This window comes from Lysinibacillus xylanilyticus, from assembly GCF_001708185.1.
Classification (GTDB): Bacteria; Bacillota; Bacilli; order Bacillales_A; family Planococcaceae; genus Lysinibacillus; species Lysinibacillus xylanilyticus_A.
In genome coordinates this window covers 29,839-53,359 of the sequence record NZ_MDDN01000002.1, presented here as the reverse complement: position 1 = coordinate 53,359, position 23,521 = coordinate 29,839, and the positions used below count along the sequence as shown (strand labels likewise).

Sequence of the window (23,521 nt, the reverse complement as noted above, 5' to 3'; positions counted from 1 at the left end):
TTAAATGTATGAAAAATGTACCGGTTGTCTTATGCTTCTGTTACAGCAGATATAATTTTACGAAGGGGACGAACCTCGATAAAATGAATCTGATGGCCATGCTGCTCAAAGATACTAAATACATATGGAGCTAATTCGATATTTCGAGTTGCTTTAATGCCATTATTCAATGTTAAAAACCAACCGCCCAATGTTTCAACTTCTTCTGCTTCAAGTGTTACATTTAATAGATTTTCAACATCCTCAATGAGCATTTTTGCATTTAAAATATAGTGATTGTCACTTACTTTTCGGATTTCTGCAATTTCATCATCGTCAAATTCATCGCGAATTTCACCAACAATTTCTTCTAAAATATCTTCCACTGTAACAAGCCCTGATGTTCCACCGTATTCATCCATTAATATGGCCATATGAATTCGCTCTTTTTGCATACGCACAAGTAGTTCTTGAATTGGAATCGTTTCAATTACTCGGATTACAGGATTAATGAAATTTTCAAGAATTAAAGAGTCATCTGTTAATTGCTCAAGCAAACCGTGTGTAAACAATTCTTTGGCATTTATAAAGCCTAAAATATTATCACGATCACCATCATAAACAGGATATCGAGTATATTTCTCATCCGCGATAAAATGAATGATCTTTGTAAAAGAATCATTTTTTTCAATTCCAACAATTTCTGTTCGAGGTACCATAATTTCACGAGCAATAAGTTGATCGAATTCAAAGACATTATTTACAAACTTTAGCTCTGTTTTATTGATTTCACCACTTTTAAAACTTTCAGATAGCAGTAAGCGCAATTCTTCCTCTGTATGGGATAACTCATGCTCAGATGCAGGCTTCATACCAAATATGCCAACTAACACTCGAGCTGAGCCGTTCAAGAACCAGATAAATGGATACATCACCTTATAGAACAACATAATAGGTTTGGCAAAAAGAAGTGTAATCTTTTCAGCCTTTTGAATGGCAGCAGTTTTGGGTGCTAACTCACCGACAACAACGTGTAAAAATGTTGCAATGGCAAAAGCGCTACCAATTGTAAAAATCGTCATATATTTATCTGAAATGCCAATCATGTCGAAAAGGGGGTGTAGCATAAATTCAAAAGTTTTTTCACCGACCATCCCGATACCAAGTGCTGTTACAGTTATACCAAGCTGACAGGCAGAAAGATACTCGTCTAAATGATTGACAACATGCTTAGCAGAAATAGCTCTTTTATTGCCCTCTGCAATCAATTGGTCAAGTCTTGAGGAACGCACTTTTACAATGGCAAATTCTGTTGCCACGAAAAAGCCAGTTAAAGCTAATAAAATAGTGAAAATCGATAAGTTAAGTATGGTCTCCAAATAGTCGTTCTGTATGAACAGAACGTCACCTCCTAATTATGAATAAGTAATAGTAAAGATTGCATAAGTGCAATGCTTTCGGGTGAAACGTTTTTTTTTATCTTTTCAATATCTTTATTGTCTTGTTTGTTCATTTTTTCAAGTAAAGAAGTTACATCATGCTCTAAATCTTGCATTTTTATACGTAATATTTGTACATCGATTTCTTCGTACGGCGTGATGTTAAGTTCATGTTGTATGTCTATGAGTGAAAGACCCTCTTGTTTGCGTTGCTCAATATAATGAAGTCGTTCAATCATTGCAGGGGCGTAGTAGCGATAATTTGATGCAGATCGTTCAGCTGCTAATAGGCCTATGTTTGTATAATAATCAATTGTTCTTTTTGTAATGCCAGTTTTTTCTGCAAGCTCGCCAATTTTTAATTTCTCTGTCCCAATGCAAACACCTCCGAACCATCACGTGATACTTTGATTATAACGTGATGCTTTTATGAATTTCAAATAATAGGGCACAATATTTCTAAATTGTAAGACTTCTTCAGGGGATGGATTTATTTACTAAAGAACTGCCACCGAGCGAGATTGTTTTAGGTGAAGATGTTATAGTTATATTTTGGACATCAACAATATAAATTGAAATTTGCTACCGAAAATTTATATAATGTCAATCGTTACAATGTAAAAAGGAGATTATTATGAAGAAGATATTCAAGCTTATCACTATATTGCTCGCGGCAGTACTTGTTTTTTTTCTTTGCTTACACTTACTTATCGTGTCTCAAGGCAAAGATACTGCGATAGAAGATGCAGATTACCTCATTATTTTAGGTACACGTTTATCGGGGGATCAACCGTCTAGTCTGCTGCTCGAGCGCATCACGACCGCAGCTACATACTTAAAAGAGAATCCAAATACAATTGCAATCGCATCTGGTGGCCAGGGGCAGGACGAAATTGTGTCTGAAGCTTCTGTAATTAAAGAATCATTAATACAATTAGGTATTGATGAACAACGAATCATCACCGAATCCAATTCTACTCGCACACTTGAAAACTTTCAGTATTCATTGGATTACATAGACAAAGATTCCACAGTCGTAGTTGTGACAAACCGATTCCATCTCTATCGAGCCGAATCCATTGCTGAAGATTTAGGACTTAACGTTACCGGCTTACCAGCTGCAACACCACCTGAATTTCGTATTAAGTACTACACCAGAGAATATTTAGCTATCGTGAAGTATTATTTAGAAAAAATACATATCCTCTCTACAGAATAACAGTCTAGAAGGGGCTGCGATAAATGGGGTTCTTTAGTTAAAAATTCGATTCACGAAATATCAAAAAAGGCAGATATATTCTACACGTTTTGTAGATTAAATCTGCCTTTTTTGGTTTATCACCAAAAGGTGTGGATGACATTTTTTAAATTATATGCCCTGTATATTAGTTGATTGAAGTGGATACTGGGCGACTCCTTAGAGATTAGCGTCACAGATGGGGCTCTGGAGCGAGCAGGCTGAGGAACGAAGGCTAAAAGCATCACGTCCTGTGATAACGCCTTCGTGACCAACATCGTGCTGCTGCCGCTACGTTAGCACTACGCTTTCGCGCAAAAAACATCTGTTGCCCCAAGCGGCTCATCGGACGCCCCCCAGGAACCTCTGCTCTGCGCGAAAGCGAAGCGTCAGCGGCAATTTTTTATCTGTGCGAAAGCGAAGCGGCAGCTACAAATGTTTTCTGTAGCGAGAGCAAAGCGGCAGCTACAAAGCGCTCAGTCGGAACGGAAATCAACCATACGTTATGGTGATGAGCCTTTTTTTATAGTAACAATTTTTGGGGAAACAGCCTTGTTTAAAAGCCACAGAGTTTATTTTTGTAAATATGTATCATATAAGTGGTGAAGCGCATTTTCACCAGTCATTTCTAGAATTGTTTCATCATTAAAAACAAGTGTTACATTTGTAGAAGTACTTTCAATCATATTGTCTGTTAAAGTGCATGTAACCCTTACTACACCAGTTTCCGAGAGTTGTTTTTTCATAGTATCATCCCACGTTTGCTCTGAAAATAGTGGTGCCTGCCATGTCCCCTTCACATGAAGCTCATTTTTTTTAGCGTCATAATCCCAGCGTACGTCACGTAAAATAGTTTTAAATAGGTCATTAACTGTAAAGGATGTATCTTTATAGTTAATGTCAATTGCTCGTATAGCATGTACATCGCGACTAACTGCACTAGCTGCGGAGTTTGCTGCTGAATTTATGCCAGATGCTGCATCTTTAATTTCAGAAAGCCGATCTCCACAACCAGCTAGCAACGCACAGAGACATGTTATACTAGCTACCTTTGTCATCCATTTCACAAGTAGTCCCTCCAGTTTTGCAAGTTGTTACTACTATATTAACGAAAAGAAAAATACGAAGAAAGGGCATGAAGGAGGCAGATTGTGACGGTTTTGCAACGATACGAACTCCACTCGAATGTCAAGAAAATCGGAAGTTTAGGTATCTGAAAATTCAGTAAAATTATAAAAAAGGAGCGGTTTGTGATGAAGATTAATGATGAATTACTTGAGCGATTAGGGACTTATTTTGTATACCATAGTGTTTATGAAAACTATGGTATTACCTTTGAAAATTTTGTTGAGCGTTGGTTACGAGGAATACTTGAAGTATAAAGAGACAGGAATAAGAAGAGTCGTGTTCAGCACTTGAACACGACTCTTTACTGCATTATTTGAAATAATTGGTAATAAATTGATTGGCTTCTTGCCAGTTATAAACTCGTACGACATTGTCAGGAACAGCAAGACGGTTATATGGAGTGTCAAATAATACGACGGGTATTTTTAATTCCTCTGCAAGTATGACCGCATTATCATGCTTATCCTCAAAAAATGCCTCAACACCATGTTTTTTAGCTACGGAAACCTTATCATGGCTACCGATGAGCTCGATATGATCGTACGGAATTGACTGAGCTTTAAACCAATTTACTGTAACATCAGATACATTCTCACCACGAGCAGAGATGTAATAAAGCTCGTAGTTATCTTTCCATGCATGTAAAATATCTTTCGCATCTTTAGCCGCTTCAGATACCTCATACATATAGGGTTCATTTTCTTTAAACCATGTATTAAATGCAACACGATCAACGGGGTGAGGAAATGCTGATAAAAAATCATATTCGCACACATCGTCAAGCGTAATATTTACATTATATTGTTTATTGATATGTGGAATGAGTGTACTCGGACATGTCACTGTCCCATCAATATCAATTCCAAAGCGGGGCTTATTCATGCTAGCACCTCCTTAGGCGTTCGCTTTTTCTGCTTCTTCAGCAGCGCGTTTTTCTGCCATTTCAGCTGCTAATTTATCGATTTCCTTTTTCAGCTCTTCAACCATTGTTTCTTCAGGCACTTTACGAACTGTTTTGCCTTTCATAAATAGTAAACCTTCACCACGTGCACCTGCAATACCGATGTCTGCTTCACGTGCTTCACCAGGTCCATTTACCGCACAGCCAAGAACAGCTACTTTTAATGGTACATTAAGTGTAGAAATATATTCTTCTACTTCATTAGCAATGGTAATTAAATCAATTTCGATGCGACCACATGTTGGACATGAAATAAGCGTTGCCATATTAGAAGCAAGACCGAATGATTTTAATAGCTCACGTGCTACTTTTACTTCTTCAACAGGGTCAGCAGATAGAGAAATACGTAAAGTATTACCAATACCTTTTGAAAGGATTGCTCCAAGGCCAGCTGCTGATTTTACAGTACCAGCAAATAGTGTACCTGATTCAGTAATCCCTAAATGTAAAGGATAATTAAAGGCTTTAGCTGCTTTCTCATAGGCTTCTACCGCAAGATTTACGTCTGATGCCTTCATGGATACGATAATATCGTGGAAGTCCAAGTCTTCTAAAATTTTAATATGGTGAAGGGCAGATTCTACCATACCGTCCGCAGTAGGATAACCATATTTTTCTAGAATATGACGTTCTAATGAACCAGCGTTTACCCCGATGCGGATTGGAATACCTTTAGCCTTAGCTGCATTCACAACAGCTTCTACTTTTTCCTTACGCCCAATATTACCTGGGTTAATACGAACCTTATCGATACCATTTTCAATTGCTTTTAAAGCTAATTTATAGTCAAAGTGAATATCAGCTACTAATGGAATATTGATACGTTTTTTGATTTCTGCAATCGCATCCGCTGCACGCTCATCTGGTACTGCGACACGAACAATTTGACAACCTGCTTCTTCAAGACGAAGAATTTCTGCTACTGTTGCTTCGACATCATGTGTTTTTGTTGTACACATACTTTGAATGAATAATTCATTACTACCACCAATTGTTAAATTACCGACACGCACAGGACGTGTATTTGTACGGTGACAAATTTCACTCATTAACTTTCTCTCCTTTTCGGGCCATACTTTCGACCGTCACTGACATTTATTTTAGCAGTGTAAGAAAATAAGGACAAGGAAGAAACGCTAACTTTTCATTTTCCACATTTGTTTTCAAATTCAAATGACAGAGGAAGCTTAATATTTTCACCAGGGACGAGTGCCTGTAATTGTAAGTGTGGATTCAATTCATAAAATAATTGTAAGCGTTCAGGAAAGGTCATGGGTACTTTTGCAGGATGTAGTGCAAATAAGCTGTGAATAGTATCGCCTGGGATAGTTTGTACGGTGATATAGTTTGGTTCTCGCTGCTTTTCACAAATAGCGTTTTCTGTATCTTTCGGATAAAAGGCAGCGAGCTGTAATGATCCCTCTGTTAAATCTACTTTTATGACAAAAGCAAAAATAATGATGATGGCTGTTAACACTAATGCACGCAAAAAATCCCCTCCTTTTCTACACTATATTTAGAAGAGAGGGGAATCATGCACATTATTTTGCAATTGGTTGTTTTGGATATTTTATGAGGGCTACAATTAATAGAGTTACCGTTAAAAGTAAAGAAAAAACAGAGATAATTGTACTGTTAATTGATAAATAATCTGATAACATACTTAAAAGAACAGCCCATGTCATGGCAAATGTTGTAGTACGCCAAATATGACGGTATTCACCGCGACGCTTCATGACTTTTAAAATAAATAGACCCGCCAAAGCATAGAGAGCAATTTGTGTAAAAATAAGCATCGTTGTAAAAACAAATAGCATGATGAATGTGACGGGATACAATAACCATTTAATGTCTTCTATGTATTCAGTTATACCATTTACACTATTCATATCAAATGTATCAACAGAAATACCAGCCGTAAAACGACCAAAAGAGAAAACTGTAACAATAGTAATTAGAAGAAAGGTATATTGAATGACTTTTCCGATAGGTAATAATCGATAGGCAGCAAGTTTTTTTGGATGAATTAAGCTATCGATCAATAGTTGTGAGTGTTTCATAACATATCTCCTCCAATCGCTATTCTATCATGTTCAACTTTGACAAGATATGAAATAAGTAATAATAACTGAGAATACGCTATTGAAATGTTAACATTGTGTAAAAAAGTTAAAGGTTTTCTTTACTTTTTGTACACTATCATTTAAAGATTAGGGATAGAGTAGTATAGACGTAGGAATTGGAGCGAATACAATTGACAATAGATTGGCAAAGCATACTGTTTCAATTTTTAGGCGGTTTAGGAGTCTTTTTATTTTCCATTAAGTTTATGGGGGATGGGCTCCAAAAATCAGCAGATGATCGGCTGCGTGAGTGGTTAAATCGTTTTACAACAAATCCTTTAATGGGTGTATTAGTGGGCATTTTTGTGACGATTTGTATACAGTCGAGCTCTGCAACGACAGTGATTACGGTTGGGTTAGTGAGTGCAGGCTTTTTAACATTGCGTCAAGCAATCGGCGTCATCATGGGTGCGAATATTGGCACGACAATAACCGCATTTATTATTGGTATTGATATTGGCATTTATTTTTATCCGTTACTAGCGCTTGGTGCTGGGTTGTTATTTTTCTTTAAGAAAGCCACATACCAGCATATTGGGCAAATAGTATTTGGCTTTGGTGGATTATTTTTAGGATTAGAGCTTATGAGTGCAAGCATGCAGTCGCTTCATCAATTAGCTGACTTTGAATCATTAACGCTGCATCTAAGTAATCAGCCCATTCTAGGAATTTTTCTTGGGACAATATTCACATTGCTTGTACAAAGCTCAACAGCGACTGTCGGTGTGCTACAGGGCTTATATGCTGAGCATTTAATTGGTCTAGATAGTGCATTACCCATTTTGTTTGGAGAAAATATAGGCACAACGATTACAGCAGTTTTAGCTTCGCTCGGTGCTTCTATATATGCTAAGCGTGCAGCGATGGCACATGTACTATTTAATGTGATAGGTACTATTATTTTCATGGTGTTCTTTACACCATTTATGCACTATGTTCAGTGGGTTAGTGAGCTATTCCATTTAGAAGCGAAAATGCAAATAGCGATAGCGCATGGCTCGTTTAATGTTATTAATATGATGATTCAGCTACCATTTATTGCAGGATTGACTGCGCTTGTCACGAAGATAGTTCCTGGACATGACGGAAATATTGATGTAACAACGAAGCATTTAGATCCATCATTTATTGATTCCTCTCCAGCGATTGCACTTGGTCAAGCAAAAGAGGAAGTGTTACGAATGGGTGAGCATGCACTCCGTGGTCTAGAAGAAACATTTTTATATATGAAAACAGGTGAAGCTACACTCATACCTACAGTTTTACAGTTAGAAGTGGCGCTCAATCATTTAGACGAGGAAATCACGAATTATTTAGTAATGGTGTCTAAGCAGCCACTTTCTCGTGCAGACTCAGTAAGACATCATACACTCTTAACAAATGTTCGAGACATTGAACGTATAGGTGATCATTTTGAAAATATTTTAGAGCTTTTACAATATAAAGATCATCATGAGGTAAATTTAAGTAAGTCAGCACGACAAGATTTAATAGGTATGTTTAGTTTAGCCATTGAAGCTGTTCGTAAGAGCATAGAGGCTCTAGATACGGGAAGTTTAAGCTTGGCACAGGAAGTAACAGAGCTCGAAAGTTTGATAGATGACATGGAAGATAAACTAAGACAAAAGCATATTGCACGCTTAAATACAAATGAATGTAATGGAGCGGCAGGAATCGTCTATACGGATATCGTTAGCAATTTAGAGCGTATAGGAGATCATGCAGTTAATATAGCGGACTCCATATTAGGAATTCGACATTAAGCGAATGAAACTTTTTACTTTGTGATTTCGTATTAAAGGCAATGCACGACAAAAGGAGAGAATTTTTATGGAAGTTGTTGGCTGGATTTTAGTGATTGCCTGCTTTATCGTTTCATTTGTTGGATTAGTATACCCGATAATTCCAGGTATGTTATTTATAATCGGTGGTTTTATCGTATATGGGTTATTTTTCTCATTTGCAGAGTTAAGCTGGTGGTTCTGGGCGATTGAAATTTTGTTTGTAGTTTTATTATTTGGTGCTGATACTGTGGCAAATGCCTTTGGTATAAAAAAATTCGGTGGCTCTAATGCTGGTATGTGGGGCAGTACTATTGGTTTGTTAATTGGACCATTCGTTATTCCAGTCGCAGGGATATTAGTTGGCCCATTTTTAGGAGCGGTGATTGCAGAGTTAATCGTAGAGCGCCGTACATTGAAAGAGGCCGTGAAAAGCGGTATTGGTTCTCTAGTCGGCTTTTTAACATCAACAATAGCGAAGGCTGTCATTCAAATCGTTATGATTGTTGTGTTCTTTATCGCGATATGATTTCCACCCTTATGAAAGTTTAGTCATTTAAAAATGTGGGCAGGATAATAATCGTATTGTTTTTTCGGTCAAAAGGCTGAAATCTTCAATATGAAGTATTTTTCGTTGAATGGTTTGACCAATTTTGATAATCTAAGGATGTACTAATTATTTCTTTATTTTAGGGAGGAACTTAATAATGGCTTATGAATTACCACAATTAACTTACGCTTATGACGCATTAGAACCACATATCGATGCAAAAACAATGGAAATTCACCACTCAAAACACCACAATACTTATGTAACAAATTTAAACGCAGCAGTAGAAGGCACTGAATTTGCTGAAAAAGGTATTAACGATCTTATTGCAAACATTGATGCTCTTCCAGCTGACAAACAAACTGCAGTACGTAACAATGGTGGTGGACATGCTAACCATACATTATTCTGGGAAGTAATCGCTCCAGAAGGTTCAAATACTCCAGTTGGCGAAGTTGCAAAAGCAATCGATGCTAAATTCGGTTCTTTCGATGCTTTCAAAGAAGAATTTGCAAAAGCTGCTACAACTCGCTTCGGTTCAGGTTGGGCTTGGTTAATCGTTGATGGTGACTCAGTTGCTGTTACATCTACTCCAAACCAAGACTCACCAATTATGGAAGGTAAAACGCCAATCCTAGGATTAGACGTTTGGGAGCATGCTTACTACTTAAACTACCAAAACCGTCGTCCAGATTACATCGGTGCATTCTGGAACGTAGTAAACTGGGATGTAGTAGAAGCTAAATTCCAAGCTGCAAAATAATTTATATTCTCCGGCAAATGTCACGGATTCGGCTTTGTGCAACCACAAGCGTTATCCGGACGCAATTATGCCGAAAAAGGCTATGTCAGGTGATGAATCACCTCGGCATAGCCTTTTTTACTGTTTTCTTTTAGGAGTAGTAGAAAAAGTGACGGATAAGACCCTCCGAAGAGACGGATAGAATAGTCAAAGTCGTGGATAGAAGCGTCAAAGTCGTGGATAGAACAGCAAAAAACGTGGATAGCCGCGGCAAAGTGACGGAAAGAAAGGTCAAAGTGACGGAAAGAACCGACAAAGTGACGGAAAGAAGAGCCGAAGCGACGGAAAGAAGAGGCGAAGTGACGGATAGAAGTCAGAGCGATGAATAGAAAGGTCAAAGTGACGGAAAGAAAGGTCAAAGCGACGGATAGAACCGTCAAAGCGACGGAAAGAAGAGCCGAAGAGACGGATAGAAGTCAGATCGACGGAAAGAAAGGTCAAAGTGAAGGATAGAACCGGCAAAGCGACGGATAGAATAGACAAAGTCGTGGATAGAACCGTCAAAGTCGTGGATAGAACAGCCAAAAACGTGGATAGCCGCGACAGAGCGACGGAAAGAAAGGTCAGAGCGACAGATAGAACCCCAAAAACGATGGGGAAGCATATCTTTTTCGAGCTATTGATAAGAAACAGAAACTTTTTATCGTAAAGTGCCGTCAAATAAATGGTGTTTTCAATCATGAATTCGCAAGTGCATGCTTTCCTGTCGTACCTTCGAATGGTATACTAAGTATCGTGTATTTAAAATGTAATTAGATGAGGAGGGGAATACATATGCGCAAAGCACCAGGGAAAAATCGCGCGACGAGTGTTAAAGCAAAACATCACTCTAATTTAACATTTCGTATGAATGTCCTTTTCTTTGCAATATTTATCTTATTTTCGATGTTAATTTTCAGGCTTGGCTATATGCAAATCGTAAAAGGGGAAGACTATGTACGTGTTTTAGAGCGTACAGAAGAAGTACCTGTCAATACAAGTGTGCCAAGGGGAAGAATGTATGATCGTAACGGACGTATTTTAGTGGATAACCAACCAGAAAATGCGATTACATATACGAAAATGCAGTCTACAACAACGGAGGAAATGCTGGATATAGCTCAAAAGCTGGCACAATTGATTGAACAGCCAACAAACCGTGTCACTTTACGTGATAAACAGGATTTTTGGATTTTAAAAAATCATGATGCTGCCTATGCAAAGGTAACAGAGGCAGAGAAAAAGAAAATTGGAGCACAAGAAAATATTACGACAAGTGAAACCAATGCACAGATTGATAAGCTTGTACGTGAACGAATTACACACGAAGAAATAACGCAATTGACAGAGGCTGATTTAGAAGTATTAGCAATCTATCGAGAGATGGTATCAGGCTATAACTTATCACCGCAAATTATTAAGAGTGAAAATGTTTCTGCCGACGAATTTGCACGTGTCTCTGAGCGATTATCTGAATTACCAGGTGTCAACACAACGACAGACTGGAAGCGTGTGAAATTATCATCACTCGGTATTTTAGGGCGCACAACCGTACCAACAAAAGGTATTCCAAAGGAAAACCTGAATTATTATTTAGCTCGTGATTATTCACGAAATGATCGTGTTGGCGAAAGTTATATTGAAGCGCAATATGAAGAATTACTACAAGGACAAAAAGCGGTTGTAAAAAATATTACGAATAAAAAAGGGCAAGTAGTTGACACCGTTACGACATATGAAGGTGAGCCTGGTAAGGATTTAGTTTTAACACTGGATAGTGAATTACAGGCTGAAACAGAAAAAATTGTCGAAGAAGAGTTGCTTAAATTAAAAGCACGTTCTGGCTCACAATTATTAGATCGTGCCTTTTTAGTCATGATGAACCCAAATACAGGCGATGTTTTATCAATGACTGGTAAGAAGATTGAAAAAAATCCTGAAACAGGGAAAAATGAAGTCGTCGATTTTTCGTATGGTACCTTTACCACAGCTTATGAGTCAGGTTCTGCAGTTAAAGCAGCAACCTTACTAACTGGTTATCAATTAGGAGCCATAACACCAAACACTGTACTAGGAGATGAACCAATCCATTTATTAAATACGCCAGTGAAACAATCCATTTTTAATCATGGTGGTTATATTTCAATGGATGGTTTAAGCGCACTTGAGCGATCTTCAAATGTTTATATGTTTAAAACAGCTTTGCTAATTAATGGGACACCGTATAGCTACAAGATGCCATTACGTCTAAAGGACGATACATTCCCAAAAATGCGTAATTCTTATGCACAATTCGGGTTAGGTGTAAATACAGGGATTGATTTACCAAATGAATTTAGCGGCGTGCAAGGTCCATCTGGTCCAACTTATGGGGGGAAAGTACTTGACTTAGCGATTGGACAATATGATACGTATACACCATTACAATTGGCACAGTATATCTCAACAATCGCCAATGGTGGCTATCGCATTCAGCCACATGTTGTCAAAGAGGTGCGTGAGCCATCAAAAGATGGGCAACAGTTAGGACAATTAGTAACTGAAATAGGTCCAACTGTTTTAAATCAAATTGATAATACACCGGAAGAAATCGACTATGTGAAACGAGGATTGCGTCGAGTTTATACAGGTTCAAAAGGTACTGCACGACATGAATTTGCAAATGCTCCATATACAGCGGCAGGGAAAACAGGAACAGCTGAGGTAGTGTATTTCGGACCGTTAAAAGAGTATTATGGTACGGAAGCACTTACTCTTACACATGTTGGTTTTGCTCCTTATGAAAATCCTGAAATTGCCTATGCTGTTGTCATTCCATGGGCAACAACAACACGTGGGCATTTGACAAATAATAACGTTATCGCTAGACGTTCTGTCGATAAATATTTTGAGTTAAAAGCAAAATATGAAACTGAGAAAGTAACAGAGAGTAATGTAAAACAACCAATTTTACCAGCAATCACAAAAGAAAAAATTGGTGAAGATGAGCAAAAATAATAGAAACCGCTAGTGCATGAAAATGCCTAGCGGTTTTTTTACAGTTTCAGAGAATACCCGAGAACAAAAAACACGGTATGAAATCAATTTCATACCGTGTTTTTTGTATTTCTATATAATAGAAGACTTATTATACAGATAATTGTTGAATAGCAATTTCAAATTGTTGCTTCGGTTTTTCTCCATATAGCTCTATATTATTACAGAAATAAGACTCTACCATAAAATCAATGGCTTCCTGCAGAGTAAATTCCCGATGATCCATAACAAGTGTTAAATACGTTTTAAAGTAATCGGCATTTTGTACTTTTGCATGCTTAATCACAAAGTCAAACTCCTCTTAGAATATTTCCTGACACAATTGCTTATTATAGCATCTTTCCAATAGGAAGCAAGTTTATTCATGCAACAAATGTTTTCTGTGCGAAAGCGTAGTGTAAACGCAGCGACAGCAGCAAATGTCTTCTGTGCGAAAGCGCAGTGCAAAGGCAGCGACAGCAGCAAATGTTTTCTGTGCGAAAGCGTAGTGCAAAGGCAGCGACAGCAGCAAATGTCTTCTGTGCGAAAGCGCAGTGCAAACGCAGCGACAGCAGCAAATGTTTTCTGTGCGAAAGCGTAGTGCAAACGCAGCGACAGCAACAAATGTTTTCTGTGCGAAAGCGCAGTGCAAAGGCAGCGACAGCAGCAAATGTTTTCTGTGCGAAAGCGTAGTGCAAAGGCAGCGACAGCAGCAAATGTCTTCTGTGCGAAAGCGTAGTGCAAACGCAGCGACAGCAACAAATGTCTTCTGTGCGAAAGCGCAGTGCAAACGCAGCGACAGCAGCAAATGTCTTCTGTGCGAAAGCGCAGTGCAAACGCAGCGACAGCAGCAAATGTCTTCTGTGCGAAAGCGCAGTGCAAACGCAGCGACAGCAGCAAATGTTTTCTGTGCGAAAGCGTAGTGCAAACGCAGCGACAGCAGCAAATGTTTTCTGTGCGAAAGCGTAGTGCAAAGGCAGCGACAGCAACAAATGTTTTCTGTGCGAAAGCGTAGTGCAAACGCAGCGACAGCAGCAAATGTTTTCTGTGCGAAAGCGCAGTGCAAACGCAGCGACAGCAACAAATGTTTTCTGTGCGAAAGCAAAGCGTCAGAGGCAATTACGCCAAGGCGAAAATTGATTGCAATTGTAAATTCATCTTTACAATCGTTTACAAAGCATTACATTCCTTTACGTCTCTTTTACGAACCGTTTATACGACTTCAACAATCAGTCATTATAGTAAAGGTTGTAAGACAAATAACTATAAAAATGTTAGTGACGGAGGCAAATGAGATGAAAAAGTGGAAGTACTTAACGATGACAGCGGTAATGGGTTCAGCATTAATGCTTGGTGCATGCGGAAGCGACTCAGCGCAAAATGGTAACAATGCAGAAACAAACGCACCAGCGAGCTCAGGACAAGACGCTGCTGACGAAAAACTGCAAGGAGCTGTAGCTGGAGATGGTTCATCAACAGTAGCACCAATTATTGAAGCAGTTGTTGAAGAGTATGCAGGAACTCAACCAGATGTCAAAGTATCGGTAGGTGTTTCTGGTACTGGTGGTGGTTTTGAAAAATTCATCGCAGGTGAGACAGACTTTTCTAATGCATCTCGTCCAGTAAAAGATGAAGAGAAAGCAAAACTAGATGAAGCAGGAATTGCTTTTACACAGCTTCCTATAGCATATGATGGCTTATCCGTAGTCGTGAATCCTGAAAATGATTGGGCGAAGGATTTAACAGTCGAACAATTAAAGAAAATTTGGGTTGAGGATGGTAAAGAGAAAAAATGGTCTGATATCGATCCATCTTGGCCAGATGAAAAAATCGTGTATTACTCACCAGGTACTGACTCAGGCACGTACGATTACTTTGATGAAGTGATTTTAGACGGTGCGGATCTAGCAAAATCAGCAACATTATCAGAGGATGATAATATGCTAGTTCAAGGTGTAGCAGGTGACAAAAATGCAATCGGCTTCTTCGGCTATGCTTACTACCTAGAAAATAAAGATAAATTAAGCGTTGTGAAAGTAAATGGTGTTGAGCCAACAAATGAAACAATCGAAGCTGGTGAATATTCGCCACTTTCACGCGAATTATACACATATGTGAAAAATAGTGCGATGAAAGATAACGCAGCCGCATATGATTTCGTGAAATTCACACTTGAACACGCGGGAGATATGGCAGAAGCAGTTGGTTATGTCAGTCTACCTGAAGAAAAATATACAGAAGCTTTAAAAACTTTAGAAGGCTTAAAATAAGTAGACATGCATAGAGGGGAAGAGATGTATGCTCTTTCCCTCACTTATTTGAAAGGAGTACCCAATGGTTTCTCAAAAAGAAAACAAGACAACATCTGTGCAGCAATTAATTGCAAATTCGCGCAATCATAAATCAAAGAAAATAGTGGAAAAAGCAATGCCAGCTCTATTATTTTCTGCAGCTCTTATCTCTATCTTGACGACATTTGGCATTGTTTTCACCCTTATTTTTGAAACGTTTGAATTTTTCAAACGTGTTCCGATTACGGATTTCCTATTTGGTACAGAATGGTTACCATTTTCAGGGAATGAACCATTGTTCGGGATTTTACCATTAATCGCGGGAACATTGAAAGTTACCTTAATTGCTGTTGTCGTTGCAGTACCATTTGGGATTGCTTCAGCAATATATTTAAGTGAGTATGCAAGCGAAAAAGTAAGACGTATTGTTAAGCCTATATTAGAGATATTAGCAGGTGTACCAACAATCGTTTATGGCTTCTTTGCATTAACGTTCGTAACACCGTTGTTACAGCAAATTATTCCAGAACTAAAACTTTTTAATGCACTTAGTCCAGGTATTGTTGTTGGTATTATGATTTTACCGATGATTACGTCACTTTCCGAGGATGCTATGTCATCTGTTCCAAATAGTATGCGTGAAGGAGCTCTAGCTCTTGGTGCAACAAAGTTTGAGGTTGCTATAAAAGTAGTATTACCAGCCGCTTTATCGGGCATTGTCGCTTCAGTTGTTCTCGCCATTTCCCGGGCAATAGGAGAAACGATGATCGTATCATTGGCAGGAGGCGCTACACCTAAACTTGATTTAAATGTGACAGACTCGATTCAAACGATGACTGCGTATATCGTACAAGTTGCAACAGGCGATGCTGGTTATGGTACAACAATTTATTATTCTATTTATTCAGTTGGCTTCACATTATTTATCTTTACTTTAGTGATGAATTTACTCGCTCAATATATTTCGAAACGCTTCAGGGAGGTTTACTAGCATGCGCTATATTGATGACACGGTCGTCATGAAAAGAATGACAAAGCGTATTACATTCAATAAAATTTGGAAAGCTTTATTTTTCCTAGCAACGACCTTTGCATTAGTGACACTAGCTGTTTTGCTTTATCGTATTGTGACGCAGGGTGTCGACTATTTAACAATCGATTTTTTAACAAATTTTGCTTCGCGTTTTGCAGATAAAGCGGGCATAAAAGCGGCTCTAGTAGGTTCACTTTGGCTGATGGCAGTTGTTGCACCAGTGTCCATTATTTTAGGTGTAGGAACAGCAATTTATTTAGAGGAATATGCGAAGAAAAATAAACTAAATGACTTTATTCGTTTGAATATTTCTAACTTAGCAGGTGTGCCTTCCATTGTTTTTGGTTTACTGGGGTTAACAATTTTCGTTCGAATGATGGGACTAGGAAAAAGTGTTTTAGCAGCTGGCTTAACAATGAGTTTATTAATTTTGCCAGTTATTATCGTTGCGGCACAGGAGGCAATTCGTGCAGTACCGAATGAACAACGAGAAGCTTCTTATGGTATGGGCGCGACGAAATGGCAAACGATTGTGCATGTGGTGTTACCAGCGGCCATTCCAGGGATTTTAACGGGGAGTATATTAGCCTTGTCTCGTGCAATTGGTGAAACGGCACCACTTGTTGTGATTGGGATTCCAGTTATTTTACAGTTTTTACCTAATGGTTTATTAAGCCAATTCACTGCTTTACCAATGCAAATATATGATTGGGCAAAACGCCCGCAAGAGGAATTTCAACATGTAGCGGCAGCCGGTATTTTAGTACTTATGACAGTACTTTTACTGATGAACTCTATTGCCATCTTTATTCGAAATAAATTCCAAAAACGTTATTAATGAGGTGACCTTATGGTACTAGATTTTAAACAGGAAAAATCAGTTGTCAAAACGAATCATATGGCGACAAAGCCTTCAGCTGATGTTGCTAAAAAAGTTGTATATGATACACGTAATTTAAATTTATGGTATGGCGATCATCATGGTTTAAAAGATATTAATTTAAGCATCTATGAAAATGAAGTAACAGCTATAATTGGCCCTTCTGGCTGTGGGAAATCTACCTATTTAAAAACGTTAAATCGAATGGTAGAGCTTGTACCAAGTGTTCGAACATCAGGAGAAATAATATATCGTGAGCGCAATATTTTAGATAAAAGCTATACTGTTGAGGAATTACGTACTCGTGTAGGGATGGTATTCCAGAAGCCAAATCCATTCCCGAAGTCTATTTACGATAATATTGCTTATGGTCCACGTATCCATGGCATAAAAAATAAGAAGATTCTTGATGAAATTGTTGAAAAATCTTTACGCGGTGCAGCCATTTGGGATGAAGTAAAGGATCGCTTAAATCAAAATGCATACGGTTTATCAGGTGGTCAGCAACAACGTATTTGTATCGCGCGTTGTTTAGCGATTGAACCAGATGTTATTTTAATGGATGAGCCAACATCCGCACTTGATCCAATTTCTACATTAAAAGTCGAGGAGCTTGTACAAGAGCTGAAAAAAGATTATTCAATTATTATCGTGACACATAATATGCAACAAGCAGCACGAATTTCCGACCGTACAGCATTTTTCCTAAGCGGAGAGGTTGTTGAATACGATAAAACAGACGTTATCTTCCAAACACCAGCGGATCAACGTACTGAAGATTATATTTCAGGTCGATTCGGCTAAGGAGGAGCAGAAGATGGTTGTACGTGAACGTTTTGAACAGGAATTAAAAGAAGTTCAAGCGCAATTTATCGACATTGCTACTAGTAGTATCAATGCTCTTAAATTGGCATTTGAAGCATTAGTAGAGCAGGATTTAGAGAAATCCTTAAAGATTCTTGAAGACGACTTAATCATTAATCGTCTTGAAGAAGAAATCAATGATCATGTTATTTTAATAATCGCTAAGCAGCAACCTGTAGCTACAGATTTACGTCGTCTCATGGTGCTTGTCAAAGCGGCATCGGATATGGAAAGAGTAGGGGACTATGCGGTTAATATTGCCAAAGAGACGATTCGTATTGGAAAAGAACCACTTGTCTTTCCTATAACAAATTTGCAAACGATGTGTAACAAGACGGTAGAAATGTTAGAAAGTATTTTAAAAGCCTTTACGGATGAAGATACGGCTCGTGCCAAGGAAATTGCAGAACTAGATGATTACGTCGATGATTTATATGGAGCGACAGTAACGCTATTGCTTCGTGCAGGTGCTGAAAATCCAGCACATATTTCTCAAATAACACACTTAACATTTATTTGCCGCTATTTAGAACGCTCAGCTGACCATGCAACAAATATTGCTGAACACTTATTCTACTTAATCAAAGGCAAACATTACGAATTGAATAATTAGTAGGAGAAGAGCCGTTGACAAGCTCTTCTCTTTTTTACTGTCATGATGATGTAAAGGTATAGGATAACAGCAACATTGTTGATGAAAATAGCGTCAAATACTACAGGCATAATTGTATTGTCAAAAAATAATTTTGGTTATACTATAGACATTATCCAAAAAAACGTGCTTTGGAGGTGTTGCTTCGTGAAAGACGCTGTAGAATCACTTATAGAGAAATTTGCTCTGGCACTCACGTCAGAACAACATGACTTTTTACGTTTTCTCTATGATCACTTACATCTTGAAGAATTAAATGACAAGGAACAACGTATCTTTATTGATTATTTTTACAAGAGTGAAACATTGCGAAACATGGCAGCATTTGCACTTGAATTGGAAGATATCATGCGTGAAATGTGTGAAAACATACCAGCTATTGAGCAAGCTGAACGATTGATCAACGGAAAAGAGCAGCGTTTGTATTATGAGCGAAAGTGGCAGATAGCTAGACGACAAAAGCTAAAGTATCAAATAACTAAAAAAGGAAATATCCTGTATGTTCCGTTTGATGAATACAAAAAAGAACTAGGTCCAATCATTATATGTCTTGAACAAACTACGGGTATGGCAGCATATTCGGATCTTTGCAAAAGTATGATTTTACCATTTTTCATGATTGCGCACCGTGAAGGGCGAGATTTATATATCGTTCCATATGACTGTCAAATTCATGTACATTATCGATTTGAAAACGGTCATTTAAATTTATGTGATTTTAAGGATTTTATTGAATACAAAGCAAAGGGAGAAGCAGCAATTCTGCCCGTGCTTCATTTTGTAAAAGGCTTGCTACAAGAAAATCAACATTGTACAGAAGCGGATATTATCATTTTTACAGAAGGAACTCCTATTGATGGTCAGCATCTCGTTGGAAAGCAAGCGAAAACCATACTTGATGAGATGAAGCGTAAGTATTATGCTGAATTTTTGGTGATTGCCATGCATGAACAAAAATTTAATGAACAGCAGTTTTGGTTTGCCAACAAGGCTTTTTTTGCGGATGATGCTATTCAATAAAAAAGGAGTTGATCATCATTGTTGATCGGCTCCTTTTCTGTGAGTATACATAGTAGTTAAAGGAGAAAAACATGGATTCATTGAAATGGTTACTACCAAATATTTCAGCACCAACGTGGATGGACGTTATTATTGCAGTTGCTATTTGCGTCGTTGGTTGGCTTTTTCAGCAACTTGTTATAAAGAAAATTATTAATCGTCTTGTTGCATTTTTAAGAAATCGTCAGCGAGAGTTTCAGGCAATAGTGCTAGAACAATTTAATAAAGAGATTCGCTATGCATTTATGTCAGCTGTCATTGTACTCAGCTTAACCATATTATTAGAAGAAAATTTATTTACAAATGCAGTGACAAAGAATTTTGTATTGTCCATTATTGTTTTCTTTGCCTTTAAAGGTGTATATGATGTTTTACATTTTTATACAAAACAGCCTTTGCAGTTGAATAGTGAAGAAGAACCAAACGTCCTATTACCGTTTTTTCTACGCGTAGGAAAAGTGCTTATTATGATAGCGGCGATGTTTACGATTGCTTCTTTCTGGAATTTTAACTTGAATGGCTTTTTAACAGGGATTGGCTTAACGGGAGTAGCCATCGCCTTTGGTATACGTGATACTTTAGCACATGTTTTTGGTGGGATGTCAGTTGCATTAGATAATCCGTTTCAGATTGGCGACTGGATAGCGACAGAAGATCAAAAAATTGATGGAACTATTGAAGATATTAATCTTCGAAGTACCTTAATTCAAACGGGTGATAAAGGACTTGTTTATGTCCCGAACTCCTATTTAGTCAATCGGCCAATCTATAATTTATCTAGACGAGAAAAACGAAAATGTGAACAATTTTTATTCGTAGCTGCTGAAAATAAAGAAGAAAAATTACGGAGTGCTTTAAGTGCTATTCAAAAGGAAATATATTTGCATACAGCTACAGAAAAAGAGTTGATCCATGTATTTATAGATGAATTTTATCCAACCTCTTATCGTATTCTTGTGCGTTTTTATGTGGCGACAAATGATACTGCAGTGATGTTAAGTACGAAACAGGATATATTATTTGCTATTCGTCAAATATTTGAGGAACTAAATATTGAGCTAGCAGCTCCGGCTGAAGATGAATGGCTTCATAGTAAAAAAAATTTGAATTGTTAATTTATTTATTTTACAATGAAAATAGTAATCAGCTTAGATGAAGAGTAGTAGCTATTATTTTTTGTTATAGAGAGCTAGTGGCAGGTGGAAACTAGTACAAATGAATGGTGAATGGACTTCGGAGCTCTAATCCTGAAAAAGAGTATGGATTAGCGTTTGCCTACGTTATAAGGTACAAAGTGGGTCTTTTAGCTTTTTTTAGTGGATGTTTAAACATCTGATGAAAGAAGTTTATGCCTCTGGTGGATGTCACATAATCGGACAGTAGTTAATAAAGGATGTTAGTCTAAAATCATCGCATCCATGCGATAACGGCTAACTGGCCTGCATCAGTGCTGTGTTGCCGCTGCCGCTACGCTTTCGCACAAAAAACATTTGTTGCTGCCGCTACGTTAGCACTACGCTTTCGCACAAAAAACATTTGTTGCTGCCGCTACGTTAGCACTACGCTTTCGCACAAAAAACATTTGCAGGCCTCAGCACAAAGCCGATTGCGGACGCAATTATACCGGGCATAATTGATTAAGACCAATGAAGGTGGCACCACGGCTTTTCCGTCCTTTTGTGATGGGAAGGTCTTTTTATTTTTTTATTTCTTTATTCAATAGTAATGTTTCTACCCTATAGAATAAAGATTTGGTGTAGTAGAGCAGAGCATAGAGAAGGAGAGAAGAGAATGACAGTTGAGCTTAGAAAGTTTGCTATGAAGGTATTACAGGGTGATATGATGACGCCAATTTCCGTCTATCAATCGCTTGAAGGGAAACATAAGATGCTTTTTGAATCGTCTGCCAAACATGAAGAAAGTGGACGTTATTCATTTATTGCCGTCAATCCAGTTGCGGAATTGATGGGAGATAAGGGTGGATATACTTTTACCAAAGATGGAGAAAGTGAAAAAGCGAGTGAAAATGTACTCACTAAATTAAAGCAGGTTATGCCATTCCATGAGGACCAATATCCTTTCGCCTTTTTTGGAGGAGCGATTGGTTTCTTTGGATACGAAACGGCCTTTTATGCAGAGAAAATAGGAGAATTTTTGCAGGATGATTTAGAAATGCCAGATGTTCATGTCTTCTTCTATGATACATTTGTTGTTTTTGATCATGTAAAGCAAGATGTGACGTTAGCGGCCATTGATTTATTTGATGAAGAGCGCTCTCTTGACGCAATGGAAGTGGTTATTTCTAAGATGGAGGAACAGCTTTATGCTGGTAAAACATTCGACGCCATGTCACTGGGAGAGCTCAATTTCAAGCCGATGATTGAAGAAGATTTTGTAGCAATGGTTGACCGCGCTAAACAGTATATTCGTAAGGGTGACATTTTCCAAATTGTCTTATCACAACGTTTCACCTCACCATTTACAGGGAATCCTTTTGATTTATACCGTCAGTTGCGTACATCAAATCCGTCACCATATATGTTCTATATGGATTTTGGAACGTATATCATTTTAGGAACGTCTCCTGAAAGTCTTGTGAAGGTGAAGGAGCGAATGGTCACGACAAATCCAATCGCAGGAACAAAGCCTAGAGGCAAAACAGTGGAACAGGATAAAGCGATTGCGGAAGGTTTACTCAATGATGAAAAAGAAATTGCTGAACATCGGATGTTAGTGGATTTAGGTCGTAATGATCTTGGACGAATTGCAAAAGTCGGTACAGTGAAGCTTGTAAAATATATGAATATTGAGCGTTATAAACATGTTATGCATATTGTATCAGAGGTTATCGGTGAATTACGTGATGATGTACATGTTTTGGATGTCCTCAGAGCCTGCTTGCCTGCAGGTACAGTATCAGGTGCACCAAAAATTCGTGCTATGCAGCTAATCAATGAGCTAGAACCCGTAAAACGTGGTGTCTATGCAGGAGCAGTAGGCTATATTTCCACTACAGGGGATATGGATTTAGCTCTAGCCATTCGTACCATGGTTATTAAGGATCATCGTGCACATGTTCAGGCAGGGGCTGGTATTGTGTATGATTCTGTGCCATGGTCTGAATATGAGGAAACACTCAATAAAGCTCGCGCGTTATTGGAGGTGAAAAAATGATTTTACTGATCGATAACTATGATTCATTCACATATAATTTATTTCAGCAAATAAGTATGCTAGGGAAAGACGTAGAAGTAGTACGTAATGATGAAATTTCAATAGAGGAAATTAAAAAAATGCAACCAGAAGCTATTATTTTATCGCCTGGCCCAGGTACGCCAACTGATGCAGGGATAACAGTGGATGTTGTCAAAGAGCTTTACACGAAATTTCCAATTTTGGGCATTTGTCTTGGGCACCAATCGATAGGGCAGGCTTTTGGCAGCAGCATCGTTCAAGCTAACCATATTATGCATGGGAAATTATCTACAATTCAATATAAAAAAACAGATTTATTTGCTCAGTTAGACGGTAAAATCGAAGTAATGCGCTATCATTCTCTCATCATTGAGCAAAGCACGTTACATGAGGATTTCACTATTTTAGCAACCTCCAGTGATGATGGTGAAATTATGGCGATTCGACATAAATATTATCCACTTTTTGGGCTACAATTTCATCCAGAATCCATTGGAACGAAAGAGGGCAGCAAGATGATGCAAGCCTTCTTAGAACAAATTTCATAAACTAA

At 38.1% G+C, this 23,521-nt stretch carries 27 protein-coding genes and 1 other annotated feature; of the genes, 19 read left to right on the top strand and 8 right to left on the bottom strand.

Going from position 1 to position 23,521, the window contains the following annotated elements; all coding sequences use genetic code 11:
* Window positions 1-29: 29 nt before the first annotated feature.
* Window positions 30-1,358 carry a hemolysin family protein gene (locus BFJ97_RS04975; protein WP_068983556.1) on the bottom strand — a complete coding sequence of 443 codons (1,329 nt, stop codon included), beginning with the start codon at window positions 1,356-1,358 and terminating at the stop codon, window positions 30-32.
* Between the two features lie 32 nt (window positions 1,359-1,390).
* Window positions 1,391-1,774 carry a MerR family transcriptional regulator gene (locus tag BFJ97_RS04970; RefSeq protein WP_068983555.1) on the bottom strand — a complete coding sequence of 128 codons (384 nt, stop codon included), beginning with the start codon at window positions 1,772-1,774 and terminating at the stop codon, window positions 1,391-1,393.
* Between the two features lie 278 nt (window positions 1,775-2,052).
* Here BFJ97_RS04970 and BFJ97_RS04965 point away from each other — a divergent pair, with 278 nt between their 5' ends.
* Window positions 2,053-2,637 carry a YdcF family protein gene (locus tag BFJ97_RS04965; RefSeq protein WP_068983554.1) on the top strand — a complete coding sequence of 195 codons (585 nt, stop codon included), beginning with the start codon at window positions 2,053-2,055 and terminating at the stop codon, window positions 2,635-2,637.
* A 590-nt stretch (window positions 2,638-3,227) separates the two neighbouring features.
* Here BFJ97_RS04965 and BFJ97_RS04960 read toward each other — a convergent pair.
* Complete coding sequence (locus BFJ97_RS04960) at window positions 3,228-3,713, bottom strand: hypothetical protein (protein ID WP_254660130.1); 486 nt, start codon at window positions 3,711-3,713, stop codon at window positions 3,228-3,230.
* Between the two features lie 192 nt (window positions 3,714-3,905).
* Here BFJ97_RS04960 and BFJ97_RS25395 point away from each other — a divergent pair, with 192 nt between their 5' ends.
* Entirely contained in the window at window positions 3,906-4,037 is a 132-nt protein-coding gene (locus BFJ97_RS25395; protein WP_263297627.1) for a hypothetical protein, read from the top strand.
* 55 nt (window positions 4,038-4,092) lie between these two features.
* On the opposite strand, the gene BFJ97_RS04955 is transcribed toward BFJ97_RS25395, so the two are convergent.
* The 4 genes from BFJ97_RS04955 to BFJ97_RS04940 form a co-directional block, all read right to left on the bottom strand.
* Window positions 4,093-4,665, bottom strand: coding sequence for a 5' nucleotidase, NT5C type (locus tag BFJ97_RS04955; protein ID WP_068983552.1), 573 nt, complete (start codon window positions 4,663-4,665; stop codon window positions 4,093-4,095).
* A gap of 12 nt (window positions 4,666-4,677) precedes the next feature.
* Window positions 4,678-5,793 (bottom strand): flavodoxin-dependent (E)-4-hydroxy-3-methylbut-2-enyl-diphosphate synthase, encoded by a 1,116-nt coding sequence (ispG, locus tag BFJ97_RS04950; RefSeq protein WP_068983551.1) that lies wholly within the window; start codon window positions 5,791-5,793, stop codon window positions 4,678-4,680.
* A gap of 95 nt (window positions 5,794-5,888) precedes the next feature.
* A complete protein-coding gene (locus BFJ97_RS04945) occupies window positions 5,889-6,233 on the bottom strand; it encodes a hypothetical protein (RefSeq protein ID WP_068983550.1) in 345 nt (114 codons plus the stop codon).
* 52 nt (window positions 6,234-6,285) lie between these two features.
* Window positions 6,286-6,804 (bottom strand): DUF1189 family protein, encoded by a 519-nt coding sequence (locus BFJ97_RS04940; protein ID WP_068983549.1) that lies wholly within the window; start codon window positions 6,802-6,804, stop codon window positions 6,286-6,288.
* Window positions 6,805-6,998: 194 nt separating this feature from the next.
* Between BFJ97_RS04940 and BFJ97_RS04935 the strand changes: the two genes are divergently transcribed.
* The 6 genes from BFJ97_RS04935 to BFJ97_RS04915 all read left to right on the top strand — a co-directional run bounded on the left by BFJ97_RS04935 (window position 6,999) and on the right by BFJ97_RS04915 (window position 12,976).
* The gene (locus BFJ97_RS04935; RefSeq protein WP_068983548.1) at window positions 6,999-8,630 is read left to right on the top strand and encodes a Na/Pi cotransporter family protein; all 1,632 of its coding nucleotides are present in this window, start codon (window positions 6,999-7,001) and stop codon (window positions 8,628-8,630) included.
* Window positions 8,631-8,697: 67 nt separating this feature from the next.
* A complete protein-coding gene (locus tag BFJ97_RS04930) occupies window positions 8,698-9,177 on the top strand; it encodes a DUF456 domain-containing protein (RefSeq protein ID WP_068983547.1) in 480 nt (159 codons plus the stop codon).
* 178 nt (window positions 9,178-9,355) lie between these two features.
* Window positions 9,356-9,961, top strand: coding sequence for a superoxide dismutase (locus BFJ97_RS04925; protein WP_068983546.1), 606 nt, complete (start codon window positions 9,356-9,358; stop codon window positions 9,959-9,961).
* 215 nt (window positions 9,962-10,176) lie between these two features.
* A complete protein-coding gene (locus tag BFJ97_RS23430) occupies window positions 10,177-10,329 on the top strand; it encodes a hypothetical protein (RefSeq protein ID WP_254660118.1) in 153 nt (50 codons plus the stop codon).
* The gene (locus BFJ97_RS25390; protein ID WP_302621783.1) at window positions 10,322-10,453 is read left to right on the top strand and encodes a hypothetical protein; all 132 of its coding nucleotides are present in this window, start codon (window positions 10,322-10,324) and stop codon (window positions 10,451-10,453) included. Before BFJ97_RS23430 ends, BFJ97_RS25390 begins: the two co-directional genes overlap by 8 nt.
* A gap of 321 nt (window positions 10,454-10,774) precedes the next feature.
* Entirely contained in the window at window positions 10,775-12,976 is a 2,202-nt protein-coding gene (locus BFJ97_RS04915) for a peptidoglycan D,D-transpeptidase FtsI family protein (protein ID WP_068983544.1), read from the top strand.
* 130 nt (window positions 12,977-13,106) lie between these two features.
* Here the strand turns inward: BFJ97_RS04915 and BFJ97_RS04910 are convergent, their stop codons facing one another.
* The gene (locus tag BFJ97_RS04910) at window positions 13,107-13,301 is read right to left on the bottom strand and encodes a hypothetical protein (RefSeq protein ID WP_254660117.1); all 195 of its coding nucleotides are present in this window, start codon (window positions 13,299-13,301) and stop codon (window positions 13,107-13,109) included.
* A 78-nt stretch (window positions 13,302-13,379) separates the two neighbouring features.
* Between BFJ97_RS04910 and BFJ97_RS04905 the strand changes: the two genes are divergently transcribed.
* From BFJ97_RS04905 to BFJ97_RS04860, 11 genes are all read left to right on the top strand, one after another.
* Complete coding sequence (locus BFJ97_RS04905; protein WP_068983543.1) at window positions 13,380-13,595, top strand: hypothetical protein; 216 nt, start codon at window positions 13,380-13,382, stop codon at window positions 13,593-13,595.
* Window positions 13,582-13,917, top strand: coding sequence for a hypothetical protein (locus tag BFJ97_RS23980; protein WP_139114378.1), 336 nt, complete (start codon window positions 13,582-13,584; stop codon window positions 13,915-13,917). The genes BFJ97_RS04905 and BFJ97_RS23980 overlap by 14 nt, the downstream gene beginning before the upstream one ends.
* Window positions 13,918-14,289: 372 nt before the next feature.
* Entirely contained in the window at window positions 14,290-15,264 is a 975-nt protein-coding gene (locus BFJ97_RS04900) for a PstS family phosphate ABC transporter substrate-binding protein (RefSeq protein ID WP_068983542.1), read from the top strand.
* A gap of 64 nt (window positions 15,265-15,328) precedes the next feature.
* Window positions 15,329-16,276 carry a phosphate ABC transporter permease subunit PstC gene (gene pstC, locus BFJ97_RS04895; RefSeq protein ID WP_068983541.1) on the top strand — a complete coding sequence of 316 codons (948 nt, stop codon included), beginning with the start codon at window positions 15,329-15,331 and terminating at the stop codon, window positions 16,274-16,276.
* A gap of 1 nt (window position 16,277) precedes the next feature.
* The gene (gene pstA, locus BFJ97_RS04890; RefSeq protein WP_068983540.1) at window positions 16,278-17,156 is read left to right on the top strand and encodes a phosphate ABC transporter permease PstA; all 879 of its coding nucleotides are present in this window, start codon (window positions 16,278-16,280) and stop codon (window positions 17,154-17,156) included.
* Window positions 17,157-17,216: 60 nt separating this feature from the next.
* Window positions 17,217-18,002 (top strand): phosphate ABC transporter ATP-binding protein PstB, encoded by a 786-nt coding sequence (gene pstB, locus BFJ97_RS04885; protein ID WP_068984056.1) that lies wholly within the window; start codon window positions 17,217-17,219, stop codon window positions 18,000-18,002.
* A gap of 13 nt (window positions 18,003-18,015) precedes the next feature.
* Window positions 18,016-18,675: a phosphate signaling complex protein PhoU gene (gene phoU / locus BFJ97_RS04880; RefSeq protein WP_068983539.1), complete on the top strand. Its 660-nt coding sequence runs from the start codon at window positions 18,016-18,018 to the stop codon at window positions 18,673-18,675.
* 186 nt (window positions 18,676-18,861) lie between these two features.
* Entirely contained in the window at window positions 18,862-19,734 is an 873-nt protein-coding gene (locus BFJ97_RS04875; RefSeq protein ID WP_068983538.1) for a hypothetical protein, read from the top strand.
* 71 nt (window positions 19,735-19,805) lie between these two features.
* Window positions 19,806-20,888 (top strand): mechanosensitive ion channel family protein, encoded by a 1,083-nt coding sequence (locus tag BFJ97_RS04870; protein ID WP_068983537.1) that lies wholly within the window; start codon window positions 19,806-19,808, stop codon window positions 20,886-20,888.
* Window positions 20,889-20,913: 25 nt separating this feature from the next.
* Window positions 20,914-21,453, top strand: a binding site (T-box leader).
* A 111-nt stretch (window positions 21,454-21,564) separates the two neighbouring features.
* Window positions 21,565-22,947, top strand: coding sequence for an anthranilate synthase component I (trpE, locus tag BFJ97_RS04865; RefSeq protein WP_068983536.1), 1,383 nt, complete (start codon window positions 21,565-21,567; stop codon window positions 22,945-22,947).
* The gene (locus tag BFJ97_RS04860; protein ID WP_068983535.1) at window positions 22,944-23,516 is read left to right on the top strand and encodes an anthranilate synthase component II; all 573 of its coding nucleotides are present in this window, start codon (window positions 22,944-22,946) and stop codon (window positions 23,514-23,516) included. The genes trpE and BFJ97_RS04860 overlap by 4 nt, the downstream gene beginning before the upstream one ends.
* The last annotated feature ends 5 nt before the right edge of the window (window positions 23,517-23,521 follow it).